Origin of the sequence: Kibdelosporangium aridum (genome assembly GCF_900176515.1) — a bacterium.
In the GTDB taxonomy this organism is placed as follows: Bacteria; Actinomycetota; Actinomycetes; order Mycobacteriales; family Pseudonocardiaceae; genus Kibdelosporangium; species Kibdelosporangium aridum.
The window spans coordinates 444,476-465,339 of the sequence record NZ_FWXV01000007.1; the positions used below are offsets into that span (position 1 = coordinate 444,476).

25 protein-coding genes are annotated in these 20,864 nt (G+C 66.3%); 16 read left to right on the plus strand and 9 right to left on the minus strand.

Annotation, left to right across the window (positions count from 1 at the left end; genetic code table 11):
• Positions 1 to 109: 109 nt before the first annotated feature.
• From B9C43_RS35590 to B9C43_RS35600, 3 genes are read right to left on the minus strand one after another with little or no spacing between them, the layout of a single operon-like run.
• Positions 110 to 829 carry a helix-turn-helix domain-containing protein gene (locus B9C43_RS35590; RefSeq protein ID WP_160096911.1) on the minus strand — a complete coding sequence of 240 codons (720 nt, stop codon included), beginning with the start codon at positions 827 to 829 and terminating at the stop codon, positions 110 to 112.
• A 7-nt stretch (positions 830 to 836) separates the two neighbouring features.
• Positions 837 to 1,577 carry an isocitrate lyase/PEP mutase family protein gene (locus tag B9C43_RS35595; protein WP_084431096.1) on the minus strand — a complete coding sequence of 247 codons (741 nt, stop codon included), beginning with the start codon at positions 1,575 to 1,577 and terminating at the stop codon, positions 837 to 839.
• On the minus strand, positions 1,574 to 2,032 hold the full coding sequence (locus B9C43_RS35600) for a carboxymuconolactone decarboxylase family protein (RefSeq protein WP_033388503.1): 459 nt from the start codon (positions 2,030 to 2,032) through the stop codon (positions 1,574 to 1,576). Before B9C43_RS35600 ends, B9C43_RS35595 begins: the two co-directional genes overlap by 4 nt.
• A gap of 134 nt (positions 2,033 to 2,166) precedes the next feature.
• Here B9C43_RS35600 and B9C43_RS35605 point away from each other — a divergent pair, with 134 nt between their 5' ends.
• Positions 2,167 to 2,574, plus strand: coding sequence for a VOC family protein (locus tag B9C43_RS35605; protein ID WP_084431097.1), 408 nt, complete (start codon positions 2,167 to 2,169; stop codon positions 2,572 to 2,574).
• Positions 2,575 to 2,578: 4 nt separating this feature from the next.
• Here B9C43_RS35605 and B9C43_RS35610 read toward each other — a convergent pair whose 3' ends face one another.
• Positions 2,579 to 3,166, minus strand: coding sequence for a pyridoxamine 5'-phosphate oxidase family protein (locus tag B9C43_RS35610; RefSeq protein WP_033388505.1), 588 nt, complete (start codon positions 3,164 to 3,166; stop codon positions 2,579 to 2,581).
• Between the two features lie 73 nt (positions 3,167 to 3,239).
• Between B9C43_RS35610 and B9C43_RS35615 the strand changes: the two genes are divergently transcribed.
• Both B9C43_RS35615 and B9C43_RS35620 read left to right on the plus strand, forming a co-directional pair.
• Positions 3,240 to 4,055, plus strand: coding sequence for an NmrA family NAD(P)-binding protein (locus tag B9C43_RS35615; RefSeq protein WP_084431098.1), 816 nt, complete (start codon positions 3,240 to 3,242; stop codon positions 4,053 to 4,055).
• Positions 4,056 to 4,166: 111 nt separating this feature from the next.
• On the plus strand, positions 4,167 to 4,541 hold the full coding sequence (locus B9C43_RS35620) for a YccF domain-containing protein (RefSeq protein WP_033388507.1): 375 nt from the start codon (positions 4,167 to 4,169) through the stop codon (positions 4,539 to 4,541).
• Here the strand turns inward: B9C43_RS35620 and B9C43_RS35625 are convergent.
• Entirely contained in the window at positions 4,483 to 4,809 is a 327-nt protein-coding gene (locus B9C43_RS35625; RefSeq protein WP_235039042.1) for a DUF6191 domain-containing protein, read from the minus strand. The genes B9C43_RS35620 and B9C43_RS35625 overlap by 59 nt on opposite strands.
• Positions 4,810 to 4,845: 36 nt before the next feature.
• Complete coding sequence (locus B9C43_RS35630) at positions 4,846 to 5,670, minus strand: SAM-dependent methyltransferase (protein WP_033388508.1); 825 nt, start codon at positions 5,668 to 5,670, stop codon at positions 4,846 to 4,848.
• 140 nt (positions 5,671 to 5,810) lie between these two features.
• On the opposite strand from B9C43_RS35630, the gene B9C43_RS35635 reads away from it, so the two are divergent.
• On the plus strand, positions 5,811 to 7,157 hold the full coding sequence (locus tag B9C43_RS35635; protein WP_200825828.1) for a cytochrome P450: 1,347 nt from the start codon (positions 5,811 to 5,813) through the stop codon (positions 7,155 to 7,157).
• Positions 7,158 to 7,188: 31 nt separating this feature from the next.
• Complete coding sequence (locus B9C43_RS35640; protein ID WP_235039043.1) at positions 7,189 to 8,208, plus strand: alpha/beta hydrolase; 1,020 nt, start codon at positions 7,189 to 7,191, stop codon at positions 8,206 to 8,208.
• Positions 8,209 to 8,269: 61 nt separating this feature from the next.
• Here B9C43_RS35640 and B9C43_RS35645 read toward each other — a convergent pair whose 3' ends face one another.
• The gene (locus B9C43_RS35645) at positions 8,270 to 9,145 is read right to left on the minus strand and encodes an SAM-dependent methyltransferase (protein ID WP_084431100.1); all 876 of its coding nucleotides are present in this window, start codon (positions 9,143 to 9,145) and stop codon (positions 8,270 to 8,272) included.
• A gap of 94 nt (positions 9,146 to 9,239) precedes the next feature.
• Between B9C43_RS35645 and B9C43_RS35650 the strand changes: the two genes are divergently transcribed.
• The 3 genes from B9C43_RS35650 (at position 9,240) to B9C43_RS35660 (ending at position 11,957) form a co-directional block, all read left to right on the plus strand.
• Positions 9,240 to 10,358: an acyl-CoA dehydrogenase family protein gene (locus tag B9C43_RS35650; protein WP_084431101.1), complete on the plus strand. Its 1,119-nt coding sequence runs from the start codon at positions 9,240 to 9,242 to the stop codon at positions 10,356 to 10,358.
• Positions 10,351 to 10,836 carry an LLM class flavin-dependent oxidoreductase gene (locus tag B9C43_RS35655; protein WP_084431102.1) on the plus strand — a complete coding sequence of 162 codons (486 nt, stop codon included), beginning with the start codon at positions 10,351 to 10,353 and terminating at the stop codon, positions 10,834 to 10,836. Before B9C43_RS35650 ends, B9C43_RS35655 begins: the two co-directional genes overlap by 8 nt.
• A gap of 113 nt (positions 10,837 to 10,949) precedes the next feature.
• Positions 10,950 to 11,957: an ABC transporter substrate-binding protein gene (locus tag B9C43_RS35660; protein WP_084431103.1), complete on the plus strand. Its 1,008-nt coding sequence runs from the start codon at positions 10,950 to 10,952 to the stop codon at positions 11,955 to 11,957.
• A gap of 60 nt (positions 11,958 to 12,017) precedes the next feature.
• Here the strand turns inward: B9C43_RS35660 and B9C43_RS35665 are convergent, their stop codons facing one another.
• Positions 12,018 to 13,127 carry an FAD-dependent oxidoreductase gene (locus B9C43_RS35665; RefSeq protein WP_084431104.1) on the minus strand — a complete coding sequence of 370 codons (1,110 nt, stop codon included), beginning with the start codon at positions 13,125 to 13,127 and terminating at the stop codon, positions 12,018 to 12,020.
• A 67-nt stretch (positions 13,128 to 13,194) separates the two neighbouring features.
• On the opposite strand from B9C43_RS35665, the gene B9C43_RS35670 reads away from it, so the two are divergent.
• Together B9C43_RS35670 and B9C43_RS35675 are read left to right on the plus strand one after the other, a co-directional pair.
• Positions 13,195 to 13,875: a TetR/AcrR family transcriptional regulator gene (locus B9C43_RS35670; RefSeq protein ID WP_084431105.1), complete on the plus strand. Its 681-nt coding sequence runs from the start codon at positions 13,195 to 13,197 to the stop codon at positions 13,873 to 13,875.
• A 182-nt stretch (positions 13,876 to 14,057) separates the two neighbouring features.
• Entirely contained in the window at positions 14,058 to 15,074 is a 1,017-nt protein-coding gene (locus B9C43_RS35675) for a 50S ribosomal protein L11 methyltransferase (protein WP_143446820.1), read from the plus strand.
• On the opposite strand, the gene B9C43_RS35680 is transcribed toward B9C43_RS35675, so the two are convergent.
• Entirely contained in the window at positions 15,062 to 15,508 is a 447-nt protein-coding gene (locus tag B9C43_RS35680) for a hypothetical protein (RefSeq protein ID WP_084431106.1), read from the minus strand. The genes B9C43_RS35675 and B9C43_RS35680 overlap by 13 nt on opposite strands.
• A gap of 177 nt (positions 15,509 to 15,685) precedes the next feature.
• On the opposite strand from B9C43_RS35680, the gene B9C43_RS35685 reads away from it, so the two are divergent.
• Genes B9C43_RS35685 through B9C43_RS35710 form a run of 6 tightly spaced genes read left to right on the plus strand, consistent with a single transcriptional unit; the run spans position 15,686 to position 20,863 of the window.
• On the plus strand, positions 15,686 to 16,630 hold the full coding sequence (locus B9C43_RS35685; protein ID WP_084431107.1) for a MetQ/NlpA family ABC transporter substrate-binding protein: 945 nt from the start codon (positions 15,686 to 15,688) through the stop codon (positions 16,628 to 16,630).
• Complete coding sequence (locus tag B9C43_RS35690; RefSeq protein WP_143446821.1) at positions 16,627 to 17,655, plus strand: methionine ABC transporter ATP-binding protein; 1,029 nt, start codon at positions 16,627 to 16,629, stop codon at positions 17,653 to 17,655. The genes B9C43_RS35685 and B9C43_RS35690 overlap by 4 nt, the downstream gene beginning before the upstream one ends.
• The gene (locus tag B9C43_RS35695) at positions 17,655 to 18,317 is read left to right on the plus strand and encodes a methionine ABC transporter permease (protein WP_084431108.1); all 663 of its coding nucleotides are present in this window, start codon (positions 17,655 to 17,657) and stop codon (positions 18,315 to 18,317) included. The genes B9C43_RS35690 and B9C43_RS35695 overlap by 1 nt, the downstream gene beginning before the upstream one ends.
• 39 nt (positions 18,318 to 18,356) lie before the next feature.
• Positions 18,357 to 19,187, plus strand: coding sequence for an ABC transporter substrate-binding protein (locus tag B9C43_RS35700; protein ID WP_084431223.1), 831 nt, complete (start codon positions 18,357 to 18,359; stop codon positions 19,185 to 19,187).
• Positions 19,188 to 19,889 carry an ABC transporter permease gene (locus B9C43_RS35705; RefSeq protein WP_033388531.1) on the plus strand — a complete coding sequence of 234 codons (702 nt, stop codon included), beginning with the start codon at positions 19,188 to 19,190 and terminating at the stop codon, positions 19,887 to 19,889.
• A complete protein-coding gene (locus B9C43_RS35710) occupies positions 19,886 to 20,863 on the plus strand; it encodes an ABC transporter ATP-binding protein (RefSeq protein WP_051896783.1) in 978 nt (325 codons plus the stop codon). Before B9C43_RS35705 ends, B9C43_RS35710 begins: the two co-directional genes overlap by 4 nt.
• The last annotated feature ends 1 nt before the right edge of the window (position 20,864 follow it).

Sequence of the window (20,864 nt, forward strand, 5' to 3'; positions counted from 1 at the left end):
CAGGGAGAGCGCGAGCACCCGATCGAGCCATCGGCGTCCTTCACCGAAGAACCCGCAGTTGAGCCAGTAGAAGTGCAGGTTCACGGCAAGCCACGCGCCGGTCAGGCCGTCACCGTCGGACAGGCCGAAGCCCAAAGCGGACCTCAGGTTGGCGTGTCCCGGCGCGTCTGCGCGACCAGCTGATCGTCTCCAGCATCCGGTATCGCGCGACGTCGTCGCTGGCGTCGCGGATCAGCACCGGGTCCTCAGCGTCGACGGCGACGTCCACGCAGAGGTCGGCGGCGATCCACGCGAGGTGATGATCATTCATCCGGTCGGCGAAAGCGCAGGCCAGACCGTATGCCTGGGTGAGCGCGGCGGACAGTTCCGGCGTGCGCTCCCCCGATTTCGCGACCGCGCGAAGCCGCTTGAGCAGGCACGGCAACAGGTTGGCGACCACGGTGTAGCGGCGTGCCGACTCACGCCACGTGGCCAGCAAATGATCCAGTTCCATGCACAGCCGCGGGACCGGCGGAGTGCGCGCGGGCTCAGCCATGAACAGCGGTTGCATCAACACGTCACGCAACCGCTCGGTCAACGGCCCGCAGTTCGGCTCGTTCCTGGTGTTCTCGTCGTCACGCCAGCCGAGGAACTCGGTCAGGTCGTCGATGTGCAGCACGCGCGCCAAGTGCGTGAGCACCTCGATGCTGTCCAGCTTGCGCTGACCGCGTTCGACCTGGCGCAGCCACTCTTCACTGCGTCCGACGAGGTTGGCCACGACCCGGCGGGACAGGCCCAGCTGGCGTCGAGGTAAGTACTTGCGAGGGCAAGCGATCGCCTGCCCTCGCACGCGTCTTTCAGTACGGCCGCTGACCTGCGGCGACCTGTGCCAGCGTGTCCCATAGGAAACCCTGAACGTGCATCCACAGCCCGGCGCCCAGCGAGATCCGGGCAATCCCCAGCTCGGCGAGGGCGGCGAAGTCCGGGCCTCCCGGCAGGTACACCGCGTTCACCGGGGCCGGTGCGACCGCCTCGGTGAACGCTCTCAGCACCTCGACATCGTGCACCAGGATCGGGTAGACGCAGTCAGCGCCGGCCTCCAGATAGGCACGTGCCCGCGAGATTCCCTCGTCCAGCACGGCTTTCTGCTCCTCGGCCCGGACGAACACGTCGACCCGGGCGTTCACGACCAGGGCGGGGACCGCGGCTTTGAGGGCCGCGATCCGGTCGGCCTGCTTGCTGGTCTCGACGAGGCCGCCGCCCGCGTGGTCGGTGTCCTCGAAGTTGCAGCCGGCCACGCCGATGTCGGCGAGACGGCTGGCCAGCACCGCCTCAGGCAGGCCGTAGCCGCCTTCGACGTCGATGGTCACCGGGACCGACACCGCACGGGTGATCCGGGCGAACGCCGCGAACGACGTCTCGACCGGCGTGCCGTGGTGGTCGGCGTAGCCGAGGGACTCCGCGACGGCGGCCGAACCCGTTGCCACGACGGGGAACCCGGCCTGCTCGACGAGTTTGGCCGACGCCGCGTCCCACGCGTTCGGCAAGATCAGCGGGTCTCCTGGCACATGCAGTGCCTTCAGGCTGGACGTGGTCACTCCTGGGGCAGCTTCGGGCGGCCGGGCACGTTGACCCGGTTGAACGAGTTGATCACGACCGTCATCCAGATGACGGCCTGGTACTGCGCCTCGTTGAAGACCTTCATGGCCCGCTCGTAGAGGTCCTCCGGTACTTCCTTGGTGTCGGTGAGACGCGTCATCACCTCGGTCAGCTCAAGGGCGACCCGCTCCTCCTCGGTGAACAGGTCGGTCTCCCGCCAGGCGTCCAGCACGAACAGCCTGCGCGCGTTCTCGCCGTACTTGATCGAGTCGCGGGTGTGCATGTCCAGGCAGAACGCACAGCCGTTGAGCTGGGACGCGCGAATCTTGATCAACTCGAGCAGCAACTGGTCCACGCCGGCCTCGATGCCGGCCTGCTCGACTTCCTGGCCCATCGCGACAAGTGCCTTGAAGGCCTTCGGAATACCCATCATGGTCTGGATTCGCTGTGTCATGACGGCAACGCTATCCGGAACTTGTCCACATCCGAGGTCCAGTCTCGGGCCGAGACCGTGGACCAGTTTGGTTGCCGCAGGTGCCGCCGGATGCGACGATGCTGACCTTCGTCCAGCTAGCTAGGAGATATCCGGTGGCTTCCACACTCAACCCGTACATCAGCTTCAACGGCGACGCCCGGCAGGCGATGGAGTTCTACGCGAGTGTTCTCGGAGGAGAACCCGACCTGCGGACGTTCGGTGAATACGGCATGGCGGGGACTCCGCAGGAGAACCAGATCATGCACGGCCAGCTGGAGACACCGAAGGGCTACACCCTCATGGCGTCCGACACGCCGCCCGGCATGGACTACAGCCCTGGCACCAACATCACCGTCAGCCTCAGCGGTGACGACGTGGACGACCTGCGCGGCTACTTCGCCGCGCTGTCCGAGGGCGGCACGGTCACGGTGCCGTTGGAGAAGCAGATGTGGGGCGACGAATTCGGGGCGCTGACGGACAAGTTCGGCATCAACTGGATGATCAACATCACGACCGGATAGTCGGTCACCTGGGCGACTCAAGCGGCGGCAACGGCAAAGGCAGGCCAGGCAAGCCGTCGATGCTGACTGCGATGTGGTCCTTCTTCGCGAAGTAAGCGCTGAGCGACTCGTCGTCCTCACGGGCGAACCGACGGCCGTGCAGGTCGCGGTCCTCCTCGTAGGTCATCAACGGGACCGCGTAGCCACACGTGTCCCGGATCAACTCGGCGTGCACGAGGATGATCGCGCGCAGGCCATGCTCGGTCATGTCCGGGAAGTGCTTGGCCAGGTCCGGGAATCGGGCGTCGTCGCGGAACACCGGTTCGCCGCGGCCGTGGATCCGCACGATGTTCGGCGGGCCTTGGAAAGCACACCACATCAACGTGATCCGGCCGTTCTCCCGCAAGTGGGCGATGGTCTCCGCGTTGCTGCCCGCGAAGTCCAGGTATGCCACGGTTTTCTCGTCGAGGACCGCGAAGGATCCTTTGAGTCCCTTGGGCGACAGGTTGACCGTGCCGTCCTGCCGCAGTGGCGCGGTCGCGGTGAAGAACATCGGCTGCTCGTTGATGAACGTGCGCAGGCGGCCGGTGATCGCTGGATACGTCTTCCCCATGACCTCATCATGTCAGGCATGTCATCCGAATTGAGGACGCTCCGCGGCCTATATTCCCCATAGTGTCCGGTTCATGACGATTCTGGTAACGGGGGCGACCGGCAACGTCGGGCGTCACCTTGTGGCACAGCTGGTCGAAAGTGGACACCGTGTTCGCGCGTTGTCGCGCAACCCGGCGACGGCGAACCTGCCTGCCGAAGCCGAAGTGGTCGCGGGCGATTTGACCGACGCCGCAAGCCTCACAGCTGCCTTCGACGGTGTGACGGCCGCGCATCTGATCAACTTCAACGGCGCGGACGGCTCCCCGTTGACCAACGGTGCCGAGATACTGGCTGCGGCCAAGGGTGTCGAGAAAGTGACCATCCTCAAAGGAGAGCGCGGCAAAAGCCCGCTGGAGGAAGCCGTCGAGGCCAGTGGTCTGGAGTGCACGGCTATCGCGCCGGGTGAGTTCATGTCCAATGTGCTCGAATGGGCCGACTCGATCCGCGCGGAAGGCGTTGTCCACGAAGCATTCGGCGACGTCCAGAGTGCACTGGTACACGACGCTGACATCGCAGCGGTCGCCGCGACCGCGCTGACCACATCGGGCCACGCGGGCAAGCTGTACATGGTGACCGGGCCGGAGGCGTTGACCCACGCGGACAAGGTCCGCATCCTCAGCGAGGTTCTCGGCCGTGACATCAAGTACGTCGAGCTCAGCAGGGACGAAGCGGTGCAGAGGTGGCGCGGGTTCGGCTATGCCGACGAGTTCATCGCGTTCTTCCTTGACCTGATGGACAATCCAGTCGAGGAGGCGCTGACGCCTCAGCCGACGGTCGAAAACGTCACCGGCAAACCCGCGCGGCCCTTCGCGCAATGGGTACGGGAGAACGCGGCGGCGTTCAGCTAGGCACGCTGAGCACGCATTTCACGGCGATGGTGTGGGCTGCGGGGCCGCGTCCTTACCGGATCGACAAGGCGGCCGATCGGCCTAACGGGGATCTCATGCCAGACTGGAGCCATGAAAACGCTGCTCAACGTCATCTGGCTGGTGCTCTGCGGCTTCTGGATGGCCATCGGTTACGTGATCGCCGGGATCATCTGCTGCATCCTGATCATCACGATCCCGTTCGGGCTCGCGTCGTTCCGGATCGCGAACTACGCGCTCTGGCCGTTCGGGCGCACCATCGAGCAGCGGCGGGAAGCGGGGGCCATGTCGGTGATCGGCAACGTGATCTGGTTCATCTTCGCGGGCTGGTGGCTGGCGCTCGGCCACCTCGTCACCGGGTTCCTGCTGTGCCTGACGATCATCGGCATCCCGCTGGCGATCGCGAACTTCAAGATGATTCCGATCTCCCTGGTTCCGCTGGGTTCCCAGATCGTTCCGACCACCTGACCGGCAGCACGACGGTGCCCTTGACCAAGTCCACTCCGGACGGCGGGGCACCTTGTGCGTCTTCTTCCCGCATGATCGCGACGGAATCGCGGTGCTCGAGCTGGATGCGCTTCGACCCGTAGAAGATCGCGGTGAACTCGTTGACGTACGTCTCGGCCAGCGGCGTCCCGCTCTGCTTGCCGCGCCTTTTCCTGATCAGCTCCCATGAACCGACGATGATCAGCAGCAACACGGCAGCCGGGCCGCTCAACGCCAATGCAGTCTCCACACCACGCCCAACGACCCTGCCGCCGTGCGGGTTCCGTCAGAGCTTCTTTCCTACGCCACCGTAAACGTGCGAGTTGAGCTCCGGGTTGTCGGCGATGTCGCCTGGCCCGCGCGGATGCCACAGGCCGCAGCCGACCAGGCCAGGCTCGACGAGCTCGAAGCCGTCGAACATGCGCAGGATCTGATCATGGGAGCGCGGAGTCAACTGGTCCGTGCTGCGTGATTCGCGGATCTTGCCCTGCACCTCGGTGACCTGGTCTTCGCGTTGCTCGGCCGTCACGTGCGACAACGCCAGATAGCTGCCCGTCGGCAACGCGTCACGGTAACGCCCGATCAACGCCCACGGGTCGTCCTCGTCCGGCACCCAGTGGATCATCATCACCAGCAGCATCCCGATCGGCTTGTCGAAGTCGAGCAGCCGCCGGGCCTGCGAGCTGTGCACAATGCTCTCCGGGTCGCGCATGTCCGCCCGCAGGACGTCCGCCCTGTCGTTGTTGCCGAGCATCAATTCACTGTGTGCCACCGCGATCGGGTCTTTGTCCACATACAACACGCGCGCTTGCGGGTTCGCCTGCTGCGCCACCACGTGCACGTTTCCGACGGTCGGAATTCCGGAACCGATGTCCAGGAACTGCGTCACCCCTTGGTCGACCATGAAACGCACCACTCTGCCGAGGAACGCGCGGTTGATCCTGGCGATCTTCGCGGCACCCGGCATGGCCTTCTCGGCCTGTTCGGCGACCATCCTGTCGACAGCGAAGTTGTGCGCACCACCCAGCAGGAAGTCGTACGTCCGCGCCATGCTCGGCACAGATGTGTCGACCTCGTCAGGAATCCAGTTCTGCGTCTGCTGTTCGGTCATGACCGCACCTCCGCGTCAAAAGGCGACAGTGCACATTACCGGCCACGGATACCTCCCGTGATTACCCGATCGGGTACTCGTCCAGGCGGCCGAATACCTCTACGGTAAGTGGTCGACTTGTCACGACCGCGAGGGAGCGGATGTCCGTGAGTCCCCCCGGCACGCTGAGCGCCATGCCGGTCGCACCCGGGCGCTGGCCATTGCTCGGCCACACGCCTTCCTTACTGCGACAACGCTTCGGCTTCACGTCGTCGCTCGCTCAGCACGGTGATGTCGTCAAGGTCTACCTCGGCCCGCTGCCCGCGTACGCGGTCACCAGCCCCGCACTGATCCACCAGATTCTTGTCACCGATGGAAAGAAGTTCGACAAGGGCATCTTGTTCGACCGGTTCCGGCCGTTCTTCGGCAACGGGATCGCGATGTCCAACGACCCGTTGCACGCCCGGCAGCGCAGGCTGGTGCAGCCCGCGTTCCACATCAACCGGATCGCGGGCTACGCGACCGTGATGTCCGAGGCCGCGCAGGCCATCGCCGAATCATGGCGTCCCAACCAGGTGGTCGAGTTCGACCAGGCGATGCACCAGCTGGCCGTGACTATCGCCGGGCGGACGCTGTTCACCACGGAACTCGGTGGTGCGGCGATCGCCGAAGCACAGCGGTCGATGCCGGTCGTGATCAAGCAGGGCATGATCCGGGCACTGTCACCGGGGTTCGTCACCCATTTGCCGATTCCCGGCAACCGCCAGTTCGACCAGGCGATCGAACGGCTGCGCGCGATCGTGCTCGCGGTCATCGCCGAAGGCCGTGAACAGCAGGAAGATCGCGACGGCATCCTCTCGATGTTGTTGTCCGCACGGGACGAGGACACCGGCGAGCCGATGACCGACCAGCAGGTCTACGACGAGGTCGTCACCTTGCTGACCGGCGGGATCGAGACCACCGCGCTGGCGTTGTCCTGGTTCTTCCACGAAATCGCCAGGCATCCGCAGATCCAGCAACGCTGGCACGAGGAGATCGACGCGCTCGGCGGTCGCCCGGTGACCTACGAGGACGTGCCGAAACTGACCTACACCGGCCAGATCTCCAAGGAAGTGCTGCGCCGCTACCCGATCTGGCTGCTGATGCGGCGCACCAACACCGACGTCGACCTCGACGGAACGGTGGTGCCACCGGCGACCGAGGTCGTGTTCAGCCCGCACGCGTTGCACCACGATCCCCGGTTCTACCCGGACCCGTACCGGTTCGACCCGGATCGATGGGACGCGGCCAAGACCCCACCGCCGCCAGGCGCGTATGTGCCGTTCAGCGACGGTTCCCGCAAGTGCATCGGCAACCACTTCGCGCTCGCCGAGATCACCATCGCGGCCGCGACCATCGGGTCGCGGTGGCGGATGGTTCCCGTGCCGGGCAGGCAAGTGCGGATCAAGGTCACCGGTGCGGCGTATCCGAGTCAACTGCCCATGACGGCTGTTCCCCGCGTCGTCTGACGTCTTACTGTCCTAAGTGGAGGTAGTTTCCGTGCGAGCACGGCGTCTCGTTCCCGCGTTGACCGCTGCCCTGGTAGCCGCGGTCGTCGGTTTCCCCGCAGCCCCCGCGACGGCCGCGACCACGTGCCGCGACGTGAACTTCCCGGTGTCACTGGCCGGCACAGCGCAGACGATGTACGGCAGGCTCTGCGCACCGACCGGCGCGAGCACCATCCAGGTGCTGGTCCCCGGCGCCTCGTACAACACCGCCTACTGGGACTTCCCGCACACGCCGGAAACCCGGTCGTTCCGCTTGGCGATGAACAAGGCCGGATACGCCACCCTCACCCTCGACCGCCTCGGCGCCGGCCGCAGCAGCAAGCCGCCTGCCGTGGCACTGACCGCGTTCACCCAGGCAACCGTTGTGCACCAAGTAATCCAGGCGGTTCGCGCCGGGGATGGTGTGCCGCGGTACGACAAGGTCATCCTCGGCGGGCACTCCGTCGGCTCGGCCATTTCGATCATCGAGGCCGGTACGTACAAGGACGTCGACGCGGTGCTGATCACCGGGTTGACGCACGGCGTGAACGTGCTCGGCGCGGTACCCATCTTCGCGTCGCTGATCCCGGCCGGTCTCGACCCGAAGTTCGCCGACCGCGCGCTGGACGTCGGGTACCTGACCACGTTGGCAGGAACCAGATTCGCCGACTTCCACATGCCAGGCAAGCGGGTCACCGGTGTGCCGGAGACCGACGAGGAGACCAAGGACGTGTTCGCGCCGGGCGAGGTGGTCGACACGTTGCTGCTCGGCGCGATCCTGCCGTACTCCAAGAAGATCGAGGTCCCGGTCATGCTGGCGATGGGCAAGGACCCGGCGTTCTGCGGACTGCTCGCCGCGGACTGCTCCAGCGCGGAATCACTCCGCCGTTCGGAAGCGCCGTACTATTCGGCGGCGGCCAACCTGAAGACCTATTTGGTGGGCAGCTACGGCCACTCGCTCAACTTCGCACCGGACGCGCCGCTGTACCACGCGGCCGTGATCAAGTGGGCCGACTCCATGGTCGGCCGCTGACCCGAACGCACTTCAAAGCCGGGGCAGCTCAAGGGTTGCCTCGGCTTCCCATCCGTTCATGTCACCTGCTGCCCGCGGTGATCGCGGGTGCGCCGGGTGGAGTTGGCAGGGACACCGTCTGCGTGAATCCCGCCTCGATGAGGAAGTCCCGTGCCCGCATGTCGTCGAGCATTGTGCCGCCGTAGACCGCGGTCTGCAGGCGGCTCAACGCGGCACTTCCTTCGTTGGCACGGATTTTGGCGTGTCCCATGATCACCCAACCGCCCGGGATCAGCGCCTCCCGGATGCGCTTGAGTCCTTCCCGCAAGGCGGATCCGGACACAAAGGGAGCCGGGATCCACGCGAGACCGTAAGTGTCCACTTCGGTCAGATCGCTGACGTCCTGGTTGCGCAGTTCGACGCGGTGCGGGACCGTGCTTTCGGCGACGTTCTGCGCGGCGAGTTTCAACGCGCCCGGCATGATGTCCAAGCCGACGACGGTCAACGCGGGGAACAGTTCGGCGTACGCGATCGCCAGCGCGCCAACACCGGTTCCCACGTCCAGCATCCGGGCGCCCGGCTGGGCGAGCAGGGCGTCGAGGCCGGGCAGCAGGGACAGGATGACGTCCTTGACCAGCTGGGCGCCCCGCGCACTGAGCCGTCCCTCGGCCTGCATGGTCTCTTCGGACTGATCCGCCCATGGCCGGTCGCCCCGCAGCAAAGCGCCGGACTGCAGGATGGCCGAGGCTGCTTGGACAGCGAGGCCCTGACGGACAGTCATCGGGTCGTTCTCGGCGCTGAGGTCGACGTCGATGCCGAGCGAGTGCAGCAAGGTCAGTGACGCATCGCGCAGGTCGGGCGGTGTGTTGGTGCGCAGGGCGAGCACGAGCGCGGCCGCCGACCAGATCACCTGATCGTTGGCCTCGATGCGGGACTGCAGGTCCTGAACGGTGGTCATGCCGAAATATACGAGTGCACCGGCCGCTGGGATCCCGTGATGGCGCAAACGTGTCACTAAAATCGGCCCGGGAACCGACCACGAGGAGTGACGGATGCATCCACTTGGGCCGCCGCCGGAAGAACAGCACTGGGTGGACACGGCGGCTGAGCTCGCGCGGGAGTTCGCCAAGACCGCGGCCGCGTACGACGAGAGCACCGATGTTCCGCTGGCCAATCTCGAAGCACTGCACACCAGCGGCCTGGACCGTGCGTTGCTGCCAAGGGAATTCGGCGGTGAGGACCTCAGCTACCGCAGCTACGGCGAGATTGTCCGGTTGCTCGCGGCCGGATGCCCGTCCACGGCGTGCATCTGGGTCATGCACGTTGGCGCCGCGATCGGCCTCGTGCAGATGTCGGCGCCCGAGTCGGCCAGGTTCTACGCGGACGAATACATCGCTGGCCGTCGTTTCGCCAACGCGTTGAGCGAGCCGAGCGGAGGCAATCTTTTCCTGTTGCCCCAACAGCACGCGCAGCCGGCCGCAGGCGGGTTCCGGCTGTCGGGCGCGAAACGGTTCACCTCGGGCTGCGAGATCGCCGACCACTTCCTGGTGAACGTGCTGATCGACGACACGCCCACGTTCTTCGGCGTCCCTGCCGACGAGACGATCAAGTACCTGCCGATCGGCGACACAATGGGCTTGCGTGCCAATGGAAGCCGTCTGGTCGAGTTCCGTGACACGCTTCTGCGTTCGGAACGGCGTTGTCCTCCGTCGACCGGTCACCGTCCTAATCGGATCGGCGGTGGCATCGCGTTCTTGTCGCTCGGTGTCGCGGATGCCGCGATCGCCGCGCTGATCGAGCACGCGCGTACCCGGACCATTCCCACGACCGGTCAGCCGCTCGCCACCATGCAGTGGCTCCGGTTCGACCTGGCCGACGTGCACAGCCGCCTTGAAGCGGCGGGAATGTACGCGCGGCACATGACGTGGCTCGCCGACCAGAACGACCTCGAGTTCAACCCCGCCACCATGCGCGCGAAACTCCTGGCCAACCAAGTCGCCGTGGATGCCGCGCAGCTGGCGCTCAAAGCCGGTGGCGGATCGGGTTATCTGAGTACGTCACCGATCCAACGGATCCTGCGCGACGCCTACGCGGGCTGGGTGATGGCGTATTCGGTCGAGGTGTGCCGCGACCGGCTGAGCGCGGATCTGTTCGAGGACAGCAATGCCTGACCGGCCGAGGATGCTGTTCAACGCCTTCACCATGTTCACGCCCTCGCACCACACGCAGGGCATGTGGGCCGAGCCGGACAGCAAGCAGCTGGCGTACAACGATCCAGAGACGTGGATCGAGCTGGCGGATCTCGGCTTCGCCTTCACCCAGAACATCCTGCAGGAGCACCCTTATCCGTTCGCGCGCAAGTTGTCCACATTGGACCACCTTACCGGCGGGCGGGTGGCGTGGAACATCGTGACGACCTTCCTCGAAGGTACCGACCGGAACCTCGGCTATGGCGGCCTTCCCGATCACGACGACCGATATGCCCGCGCCAGGATGAGCGTGTACCTGCACCACGTCCTGAGAACTCGCGGCCTGATCCAGTCCGGGTACTCGCCCGGGACGCTGCGAGAGAAGTTCTTCCCAGGTGGCGGGCCCAGATTGGCCGCGTCGCACCCGGCCCGCCGGCCAGGTCCCCCGGTTGGGGAATAACCCGATAGGCCCAAAGCCGGGGTTGTGGTCACGTAGCAAGATCCCTACAGTGACCGGACGTACCCCCGGAGTAACCCGTCCGGGCTAACCCCATTTCACCATCGGGAGAGGTAATGCGGCCGGTCGTCCTCGCCATCGTGACCGCCCTGCTCGCGTCCCTGTCCGGCTGCGGCCTGCTCGGCGGCTCGTCCGACGACAAGGCAGGGCCGACGGACAAGGTCGAGAAGTCCACGATCCGGCTCGGCCTGTTGCCCGTCGTCGACGTGGCATCGGTTCACCTGGCCATCCAGGAGGGCTACTTCCAGCAGGAAGGCCTGGACGTCAAGCTGATCAACATCCAGGGCGCGGGTGCCGCGATCCCCAACCTGGTCAGCGACAAGGCCGACTTCGACATCGTGTTCGGAAACTACCTCTCGTTCTTCAACTCCCAGGCCAAGGGCGTCGCACAGAACGTCGAAGGCCTGAAGTTCGTCGCGGACGGCTACGTGGCCAAGCCGAACACCTGGATGGTGCTCGCCGGCCCGAACTCGACGGCGAAGAAGATCAGCGACCTGCCGGGCAAGAAGATCGCGGTGACGACGAAGCAAAGCCTGGCCGAGGTGAGCATCCGGTCGGTGCTGAAGGTCAACGACGTCGACGCCAACCAGGTGACCTTCGTCGAAATGCCGTACACCGACATGGGCGCCGCACTTGAGGCCAACCGCGTCGACGCGGCATTGCTCGCCGAGCCTTTCATCACACAGGCCGCCAAGAACTACGGCGCAGTCCAGCTGTTCGACGCGGCCTCGGGCCCGACGGCCGAACTCCCGATCGCCGGCTACGGCACGACGGGGAAGTTCGCCAGGGAGAACCCGAAGACGATCGCGGCATTCCAGCGGGCGTTCGCCAAGGGGCAGGAGGCGGCGGGCTCGGACCGCTCCAAGGTCGAGAAGTTGTTGCCGGGCTACGCCAAGATCGACCCGCAGACCGCCGCACTCGTGAACCTCGGCGGCTTCCCGACCAGGCTGGAAGCCAGCAGGCTGCAACGGATCCCCGACCTGATGCTCGAGTTCGGCATGCTGCAGCAGCGGCTCGACGCGAACACGATGATCCTGGCGAACCCGGCCTCACCAGGCCGATAGCGGCGGCATCCGGCGCCTGGTCAGTGTCTCGTTCAGGGTCGTGACCGACTCTTGCCACCGTCAGCCTGGTTGGAAGAATTCGAGCATTTTCTGGGCGGCGTCCGGTGACATCAGCAATTCCTGGATGTCCGCGGACATCCGGGCGGCGGCGCCGGTGCGTTCGAACATCTCGCGTTCGTATTCCTTGACGGCGCTGGGAAAGTCGTTCGGGTGCGCGGCCAGTGTGAGGCCGAGCACGGCGCCGTCGAGCAGTGCCATGTTGGCGCCTTCGCCGACCGGCGGCATCAGGTGCGCGGCGTCGCCGAGCAGCGTGACGTCTGGCTTGGACGGCCAGGTCAGGCCGATCGGGAGAGTGTGGATCGACCGCGGCACGATCGTGTCGTCGCAGGCGGCGATCAGCGCGGTGAACCGTGAGTCCCAGCCAGCGAGCAGGTCGATCAGCCGCGCCCGGGCGGCGGCCGGGTCGTCGAACGGGATCCCGCTGGTGGCGAACCAGTCCTCGGCGGTGTTGTAGAAGCTGATGCCGATCCGTACGCGGCCGTCCCCGTTGCGCTGCGCCGCCAGGGACAGTCCGTTGCCGAGCACCCAGTAGTTGCCGCGCCCGACCATCGCCGCGAGGTCGGGGTGCGTGCGGTCGATATCGGGAATGCCGACCTCGACGGCGTTCTGGCCGATATGCACTGGGCGGGCGTCGGTGAGCAGCGGGCGGACGCGGGACTGCGCGCCGTCCGCGCCGACCAGTAGGTCATACGTCGCACTGCTGCCGTCGGCGAAGTGCAGCACGCCGTCGGCGGCGGATTCGAACGCGTGCCCCCAACGGACCACGTCTTCGGGGATGGAGTCCAGCAGTAGGTTGCGCAGATCGGCGCGGTCGACCTCGGGTCGAGCCAGCGGGGCGTCGTCGGGGGTGTCGTGCTGGAGCAGCAGCGTGCCATCCGGTTGGAGAAGACGCATGTCCTGGCCTTCGCCGCGGGCAATCGCGTAGAACTCGTCGATCAGACCGGCCTCGCGCAGCGCCCGCTGGCCGGAGTGGATATCGAGCATGCCGCCCTGACCGCGCGCGTCGCGTGACGGTTCACGTTCGTACACGACGGCGTCGATGCCGTTCACGTGCAGCACTCGAGCAAGGGCCAAGCCACCTAAGCCGGCTCCCACAATCGCGATGGTCATAACTGTCCTCGATTCACCGTATCGGTCGATACACTGTATCACGAGCCGACGCTGTATTGTCGTCGGCATGTTGGTGTGGGAGCGGCCGGAGCCACCGGATCGACCAATGCCGGCCCCGCTGAGCAGGGAGCGGATCGTCCGAGCGGCGATCCAACTCGCCGACGCGGACGGCCTGGACGCGGTGTCGCTACGCAAGGTCGCCGCAGTGCTGGACGTCGGACCGATGCGGCTGTACGGCTACATCGCCACCAAGGAGGAGTTGCTCGACCTGATGGTCGATGCGGTCTATGTGGAGATCCGGCCGACCGGCAACGGTTGGCGAGAGGTGCTGCGTTCCCTTGCCGAAACCACCCGGCGCGCCGCCCACCAGCACGAATGGCTCGCCGATCTGCTCGGTGGACGGCCCCAGCTCGGGCCGAACACACTGGCCAGCGGAGAGGCCGTGCTGGCTGCGATGGGCGGCGTCGAGCTGGACACTGTCGTACCGGCGGTCGCAGCGGTCAACGCGTACGTGATCGGCGCGGTACGCCGGGAGATCACCGAGCGGCGCGCCGAGCGAGCCTCCGGGATGGACAAGCAGCAGTGGCAGGTCGCCTTCGGGCCTTATCTGGAGCGGATCTTCGCCACCGGCCGATTCCCCGCACTGGCCACGGTCGTCCGCGATGGCCCCCACCTTGACGCCGACCAAACCTTCTTGACCGGCCTCGAGTTCCTCCTCGACGGCATCGAAGCTCGCATCTCGAGGTAAACCCCGAAAAACTCCTTCCGCGCAGTGGTACCGTCGTGCTCATGATTGTTGCTGGTTCGGTGGTGTGGCGCGGTTCGTCCGAGTAGACGGTCCGTTCGTTCCCCATCGAATCGAGCCGTCTTCGGACGGCCGCTCTGCTCTTCCGCCGCCGAGGACGGCTCCCACTGGCTTTGGGAGTCCAGGTGGAGACCATCATCGAGGTCGGCGACCGGCTGACGGCCGACCATGCGGTGAAGTTGGCCAGGCAGGACCGGATCCTGTTGTGGCGCGGCGATTTCCGCAACGCCCTGCAACTGCTCGCGGCCATGAAACGCAGGCTCAACCGCGTGCGGCGAGAAGCCACTCCGGCGAAGACCTTTCACAGCTACCGCAAGGCCACGGCCCGGCGCGCCCATCTGCTCAGCCGGGTCCAGGTCGACGTCAACCCCGACTTCACGCTCGACCTGCCGCACGCACCCGACGTCTCCGAAGCGTGCAAGCAAGCATTCGGCCAGGACCTGCACCGCATGCCGTTGACCGAAATACTCGGCGCGTTGGGCGCTCATCGGTGGCGCACAAAGGGTGTGCACGTGCCCGTGCTGGGAAGCAAGATCCACCCGCACTACGGCGTTTTCGCGCCGACGCGGCAGGAATACCTCGATCTTGTCGCCGACGCGCCGTGGCCCAACCCGCGGACGGCGTTCGACATCGGGACGGGAACTGGTGTGCTGGCTGCGATGCTTACCAAGCGAGGTGCCGGCAACGTTGTGGCCGTTGACATTGAGCCGCGTGCCGTGGAGTGTGCCCGCGACAACGTCGCCAGGCTGGGGCTGGGCGACAAGATCCGCGTTCAGCACCAGGATCTGTTCCCAGTGGGCAAGGCCGATCTTGTCGTGTGCAATCCGCCCTGGTTGCCTGGTGCCGTCTCGGCGCCGCTGGACGCCGCCATCTACGACCCGGATTGCCGGATGCTGCGCGGGTTCCTCAGCACGCTGCCCGATCACCTGACCGACAGCGGCGAAGCGTGGTTGATCGTTTCCGATCTTGCCGAACGCCTGGGACTTCGGCCGGCGACCGACAAGTTGATCGCCGAGGCCGGCCTGAAGACCCGCGACCGGTTGACCGTCCGCCCACGGCACAAGACGCGCCCAGACGACCCTCTCGCCGAGTACCGGGCGGCGGAGATCACCTCACTCTGGCGGATAGGTCACATGGTGTAACCGCTGAAGTACACAACGCCTTTGTCCAGCAATGCGTGGAACTTCCCGTGCAGGCTTGACTTGTTCCTGGCGTCGTAGTCCGAGGAGTGCATCCACTCACCGGCGCTGTCGACCAATGTCACGAGTTTCGGGTGCACCTCCTTGGTCCAGCCGGGCGTGGCCGGGTTCCACCGGTTTTCCTTCAGCTGCTTGATTCCCGTGTCGTCGAGGTGGATCACGGCGTGGTAGACGGTGTCGGTCGGCCCTGGTGTGCGTGGGTCGCCGCGGGTTACCGCCACCCAGTGCACCTCTTTGATCCCGGTCATCCACGGGAACTTGGCGACGACCGATTGCTTGTCGCCGGACACCTCAGAGGTCTGAGTCACCGTCTCGCCACTCGAGGTCGTGCAAGCGGCCACCAACAGGACACACAGCCCGGCCAACCATTTCCGCATGGTCAGATCGTAGCTCCCCCGTGACCGGCACCACAGCTGTCCACATAGAACTCTCTAGCAGAAACCGCTGGGGAATGCCAATTTCCGCTCATCCTGTCCGAACCGTGGAACGATTTGGTTCCGCGTTCCCCGGTTGGGACAGTGGCAGCCGATCTTCACACCAGGGGAAAGGCAGTCATGGCCGAGCAGGAGAACACACTGTCCGGGCTCCCGGAGAAGCCCAAGCGCAACCGGGGCCTGCTGATCGGCATCGCCGTCGTGGTGGTCGTCGCGATCGCCGCAGTGGTCGTGCTGTTCGCCACACGCGGATCCGACAGTACGGCCGACGGCCGCACCACGGTCCGGATCGGCACCACCGAAGCGGGCGCCGAGTACTGGAGCACCTTCCGTGATCTGGCCGCACAGCAGAACATCGACTTGCAGGTGGTCAGCTTCAGTGACTACACGCAGGCCAACCCGGCGTTGTCGCAGAGCCGGATCGACCTGAACCTGTTCCAGCACTTGCTGTTCCTGACCAACTACAACGTGGCGAACAACGACACGCTGACGCCGATCGCGTCGACCTACGTCGTCCCGCTGTCGCTGTACTCGCGTAAGCACACAGCAGTCGCGGACATCCCCGCCGGCGGCACGATCGCGATTCCGAACGACCCGACCAACCAGGCGCGAGCGTTGCTGGTGCTGCAGAAGGCGAACCTGATCGTGCTCAAAGGCGGCGGCAACGTGCTGTCCACGCCCGCAGAGATCGACAAGGACCGGTCCAAGGTCACGGTGACTCCGGTCGACGCCGCGCAGACCGTCGCCTCACTGCCCTCTGTGGACGGTTCGATCGTCAACAACAACTTCGCGCTCAACGGTGGTCTGGACCCGTCGACGGCGCTGTTCGCTGACAACCCGGCCGATCCCTCGGCCGAGCCTTACATCAACGCGATCGTCGCCCGCGCTGCCGACAAGGACAACGCGGTCTACGCCAAGGTCGCGCAGATCTACAAGGACCCGCGCGTGGCCGACAAGGTCAAGGCCGAGTCGAAGAACACCGCCGTGCTCGTCGACCGTCCGGCGGCCGACCTGACCGCGATCACCGCCCGGCTTGCCGGCACGATCCGCGCCAGCCGCTCGTGAGCGGCATCGATTCCGCTGGGCCGATCATCGAATTCCGGGGCGCCGGCAAGAAGTTCGGCGACGTGACCGCGCTCGCCGGTGTCGATCTGAGCATCGACACCGGCGAGATCTACGCGGTCATCGGCCACTCCGGCGCAGGCAAGAGCACACTGGTCCGGTTGATCAACGCCTTGGAGCGGGCCACGTCCGGCTCGGTCCTCGTGCACGGCGTGGACATCACCACCCTGTCCGAGCGGCGGCTGCGGGACGTCCGGCTGGGCATCGGCATGGTGTTCCAGCAGTTCAACCTGATGCGCTCGCGCACGGTCTTCGGCAACGTCGCGTATCCGCTGAAAGTCGCCGGATGGGCGAAAGCCGACCGGGAACGCCGGGTCACCGAGCTGCTGAAGTTCGTCGGGATCGCCGACAAGGCCTGGCAGTACCCGGATCAGCTGTCGGGCGGGCAGAAGCAGCGCGTGGGCATCGCGCGTGCGCTGGCGACCAACCCGAAGATCCTGTTGGCCGACGAGTCCACCAGCGCGCTGGACCCGGAGACGACCGGTGAGGTCCTGCGCCTGCTCAAGCGGGTCAACAGCGAGTTCGGCGTGACGATCGTCGTGATCACGCACGAAATGGAGGTCGTACGCGAGATCGCCGACCGCGTCGCCGTGCTCAAGGACGGCAAGGTGATCGAGCACGGCCCGGTGCGTGACGTGTTCGCCGCGCCACGGGAACCGACGACGAAGACCTTCGTCGAGACCGTGCTGCGGGCCCGTCCCGACTCAGCCGACCTGGCACGGATCCGGGAACGGCACCCCGGGCGTCTGGTGATCGCGCGGGTGAGCGACGACCGGCGGATCGGCCCGGTGCTGTCGGAGGCGATCAGCCGCTACGACGTGCGGTTCGAGGTGGTGCACGGTGGCGTGAAGGAGCTCGGCAGCACGTCGTTCGGCAGCCTGACGCTCGAGCTGATCGGCGCGGACGCGGCCGTGGACAAGCTGATCGCGGACCTGCGGACCACCACAGACGTGGAGGAACTGGCCTGATGGGCACGAACTGGGACACCTTGCGGCCGATCCTGCTTGACGCGGTCGGCCAGACCCTCTGGATGGTCGCGGCCACGATGGTGGTCGGCGGGTTCCTCGGCCTGCTGCTGGGCATCGCGCTCTACAGCACCCGCCAGGGCGGAATTCTGGCGAGCCGCCCGGTGCACACGGTGCTGAACGTGGCGGTGAACATCGTCCGGCCGATCCCGTTCATCATCTTCATCACGGCCATCGGCCCGGTCACCATCGCGGTGGTCGGCACCCAGCTGGGTACCGGCGCGGCCACGTTCGCGCTGATCGCCGCGGCCACCTTCGGCATCTCCCGTATCGTCGAACAGAACCTGGTCACGATCGACCCAGGCGTGATCGAAGCGGCCCGCGCGATGGGCGCGAGCCCATGGCGGATCATCACGACGCTGCTGGTGCCGGAAGCCTTGGGACCACTGATCCTGGGGTACACGTTCGTGTTCGTGGCCGTAGTGGACATGTCGGCGGTCGCGGGCGCCATCGGCGGCGGTGGCTTGGGCGACTTCGCCATCGTCTACGGGTATCAGCGCTTCAACTGGGGCGTCACGGCCGTGGCGGTCTTGATCATCATCGTGCTGGTCCAGGTCGCCCAGTTCGCCGGCAACCGCCTCGCCCGACGGGTGCTGCGCCGCTAGGTTGCATACCGTACACACCGGCATGCGATGCTCGTCTCCATGATTCGACACGTGCTGGCTGCCGTAGCCGCTCTTGTCATGGTCGCCGGGTGCGGGACTGACCAGGCAGCCGCGCCCTCGGCCGACAGGGAGCTCATCCTCGCCACCACGACGAGCACCCAGGACTCCGGCCTGCTCGACGAGCTGCTGCCCGCGTTCACAAAGGACACTGGCTGGCGCGTGAAACCGTTGGCTGTCGGCAGCGGGCAGGCGCTCGAGCTGGGCAGGCGGGGCGAGGCGGACGCATTGCTTGTGCACTCGCCGGAAGCTGAAGTCAAGTTCGTGGCGGAAGGCAGTGCCGGGCAACGGCGCCTGGTGATGCACAACGACTTCGTCCTGGTCGGCCCCTCGGCTGATCCGGCGGGGATCAAGGGCGTGCCCGCGGTCGAGGCGATGAAGAAGATCGCATCCGGCAGCGCCGGTTTTGTGTCCCGTGGAGACGATTCCGGCACGCACGCGCGGGAAAAGCAGCTGTGGCAACAAGCTGGGATCAAGCCGGCCGGTAGCTGGTACCGCTCGACCGGGCAGGGCATGGGTGCCACATTGCGGGTGGCGGCCGAGACGTCGGCGTACACGCTGACCGATCGGGCCACGTATCTGACGCAGAAACCCGCGCTCGATGTGCTCAACGAGGGTGACAAGGCCCTGCTGAACATCTACCACGTCATCGAGATGACCAAGAAGGCCGGCGAGCGGGTACAGCCCGACGGCGCGAAGGCGTTCGCCGACTGGATGGTCGGTGCCAAGGCCCAGCAGATGATCGGGGACTTCGGTGACGGCAAGCTCTTCGTGCCGGACGCGGGCAAAGACGAAGCCACGTTGGGCAGCTGAATGGACGTACTGGGCGACGGTCTGATCGAAGCGCTTCGGTTGCTGCTGACCGGAGACCAGGACACGTGGGCGATCACCGGGCTGACCTTGCGTGTGTCGATCACCGCGACGCTCATCGCGTTGGTGATCGGTGTCCCGTTGGGTGCTGTGCTCGCGCTCGGTCGCTTCCGTGGGCGACGCGTGCTGCTCGCGGTCGCCAACACGGGTATGGGCTTGCCGCCCGTTGTGGTCGGTTTGTTCGTGACTGTGCTGTTGTGGCGCAGCGGTCCGTTGGGGACGTTCGGTCTGCTGTACACGCCGACGGCCATGGTGATCGCTCAGGCGGGCATCGCGACTCCTGTCGTGATCGCGTTGACCGCTGCGGCGTTGCAGCAGGTTGACCCGGATTTCGTGCTGCAGATGCGCGGGCTCGGCGCGACGCGGGCCCGTGCTTTCGGCGCGTTGCTGCTGGAGGCCAAGCTTCCGTTGCTCGCGGCGGGCATGGCCGGGTTCGGTGCCGTGGTCAGCGAAGTCGGGGCCGCGCAGATGGTTGGCGGCAACCTCGCGGGCGAGACCCGTGTGCTCACCACGGCCGCGGTGCTGGCCACGAGCCGTGGCCAGTTCGCCCTGGCCATCGCGTTCGGCTTGGTACTGCTGGCTATCGCGTTCGCGGTCAACCTCGCGGTCACGTTGGCGCAGCACCGTCAAACGGCGGCCCGGTGAGCATCGGCTGTCGTGAGCTGCGGGTGACCGTAGACGGGCGAGCGCTCGTCACGGTCCCGGCGCTCGATATCGCCGACGGCGAGACCCTGGCCGTGCTCGGGCCTAATGGCGCTGGGAAGTCCACGCTGCTGCGGGCACTTGGTCATCTGACGCACGCGTCAGGCACAGTGCTGCTGGACGGCCAGCCCGCGACCACAACCGCGCTACGCCATGCCGTCGCCGCCGTGCTGCAACGACCTGTGCTGCAGCGCGCGAGTGTGCTCGACAACGCCGCCGCTGGCCTGCGTTTGCGAGGTATGGGGCGTTCCGAGGCCCGTCGCCGCGCCGAGCCATGGCTAGACGCTCTGGGCGTGGCACACCTCGCCGAACGGCACGCGCGAACGCTCTCCGGTGGCGAGGCACAACGCGTGGCCATTGCCCGCGCGCTGGCCGTCGCACCGCGCGTGCTGCTGCTCGATGAGCCGTTCTCAGGGCTGGACGCGACAACCCGTACGGATCTGCTCGCGGACCTTCGTGCCGCCCTCGATCGGCTGAGCGCGGCGGTCCTGCTGGTCACCCATGACCGCGAGGAAGCGCACGCGCTGGCGCAACGCACGGCCCTGCTGGTCAGCGGCGAGATCCGGCAAATCGGGAAGACGGACTCGGTCCTGGATGCCCCGGCCGATCCGGACTGCGCGAACCTGCTGGGCTTCACCACGCATCTGCCGCCCGCTCTCACCGGCCGCGACGTGCTGCTGGTCGCCCGGCCTGAACGGTGCACACCGCTCGGGGACGACGCACCCGCGCCACCGGATTCCCTGGTGTTCGAAGGTGTCCTGCGCCGAGTCGTGCCGCTTGGTGGGGCTGTCCGTCTGGATGTGGACACGGCCACTGGACCGGCCGCGGCGGTGACGACTGCCGACGTGACCTCCACCCCGGGCAGCCGGATCCGCCTCGCTGTCGGCTTCACGCATCTGCGTGCATGTGGCCCGTAAG

Bases quoted from the DNA above. Each gene is read 5' to 3' on its own strand.
- B9C43_RS35600 (WP_033388503.1), bottom strand. From the start codon at position 2,032: ATGACACAGCGAATCCAGACCATGATGGGTATTCCGAAGGCCTTCAAG.
- B9C43_RS35610 (WP_033388505.1), bottom strand. From the start codon at position 3,166: ATGGGGAAGACGTATCCAGCGATCACCGGCCGCCTGCGCACGTTCATC.
- B9C43_RS35615 (WP_084431098.1), top strand. From the start codon at position 3,240: ATGACGATTCTGGTAACGGGGGCGACCGGCAACGTCGGGCGTCACCTT.
- B9C43_RS35620 (WP_033388507.1), top strand. From the start codon at position 4,167: ATGAAAACGCTGCTCAACGTCATCTGGCTGGTGCTCTGCGGCTTCTGG.
- B9C43_RS35630 (WP_033388508.1), bottom strand. From the start codon at position 5,670: ATGACCGAACAGCAGACGCAGAACTGGATTCCTGACGAGGTCGACACA.
- B9C43_RS35635 (WP_200825828.1), top strand. From the start codon at position 5,811: ATGTCCGTGAGTCCCCCCGGCACGCTGAGCGCCATGCCGGTCGCACCC.
- B9C43_RS35645 (WP_084431100.1), bottom strand. From the start codon at position 9,145: ATGACCACCGTTCAGGACCTGCAGTCCCGCATCGAGGCCAACGATCAG.
- B9C43_RS35650 (WP_084431101.1), top strand. From the start codon at position 9,240: ATGCATCCACTTGGGCCGCCGCCGGAAGAACAGCACTGGGTGGACACG.
- B9C43_RS35655 (WP_084431102.1), top strand. From the start codon at position 10,351: ATGCCTGACCGGCCGAGGATGCTGTTCAACGCCTTCACCATGTTCACG.
- B9C43_RS35660 (WP_084431103.1), top strand. From the start codon at position 10,950: ATGCGGCCGGTCGTCCTCGCCATCGTGACCGCCCTGCTCGCGTCCCTG.
- B9C43_RS35665 (WP_084431104.1), bottom strand. From the start codon at position 13,127: ATGACCATCGCGATTGTGGGAGCCGGCTTAGGTGGCTTGGCCCTTGCT.
- B9C43_RS35670 (WP_084431105.1), top strand. From the start codon at position 13,195: ATGTTGGTGTGGGAGCGGCCGGAGCCACCGGATCGACCAATGCCGGCC.
- B9C43_RS35680 (WP_084431106.1), bottom strand. From the start codon at position 15,508: ATGCGGAAATGGTTGGCCGGGCTGTGTGTCCTGTTGGTGGCCGCTTGC.
- B9C43_RS35685 (WP_084431107.1), top strand. From the start codon at position 15,686: ATGGCCGAGCAGGAGAACACACTGTCCGGGCTCCCGGAGAAGCCCAAG.
- B9C43_RS35695 (WP_084431108.1), top strand. From the start codon at position 17,655: ATGGGCACGAACTGGGACACCTTGCGGCCGATCCTGCTTGACGCGGTC.
- B9C43_RS35700 (WP_084431223.1), top strand. From the start codon at position 18,357: ATGATTCGACACGTGCTGGCTGCCGTAGCCGCTCTTGTCATGGTCGCC.
- B9C43_RS35705 (WP_033388531.1), top strand. From the start codon at position 19,188: ATGGACGTACTGGGCGACGGTCTGATCGAAGCGCTTCGGTTGCTGCTG.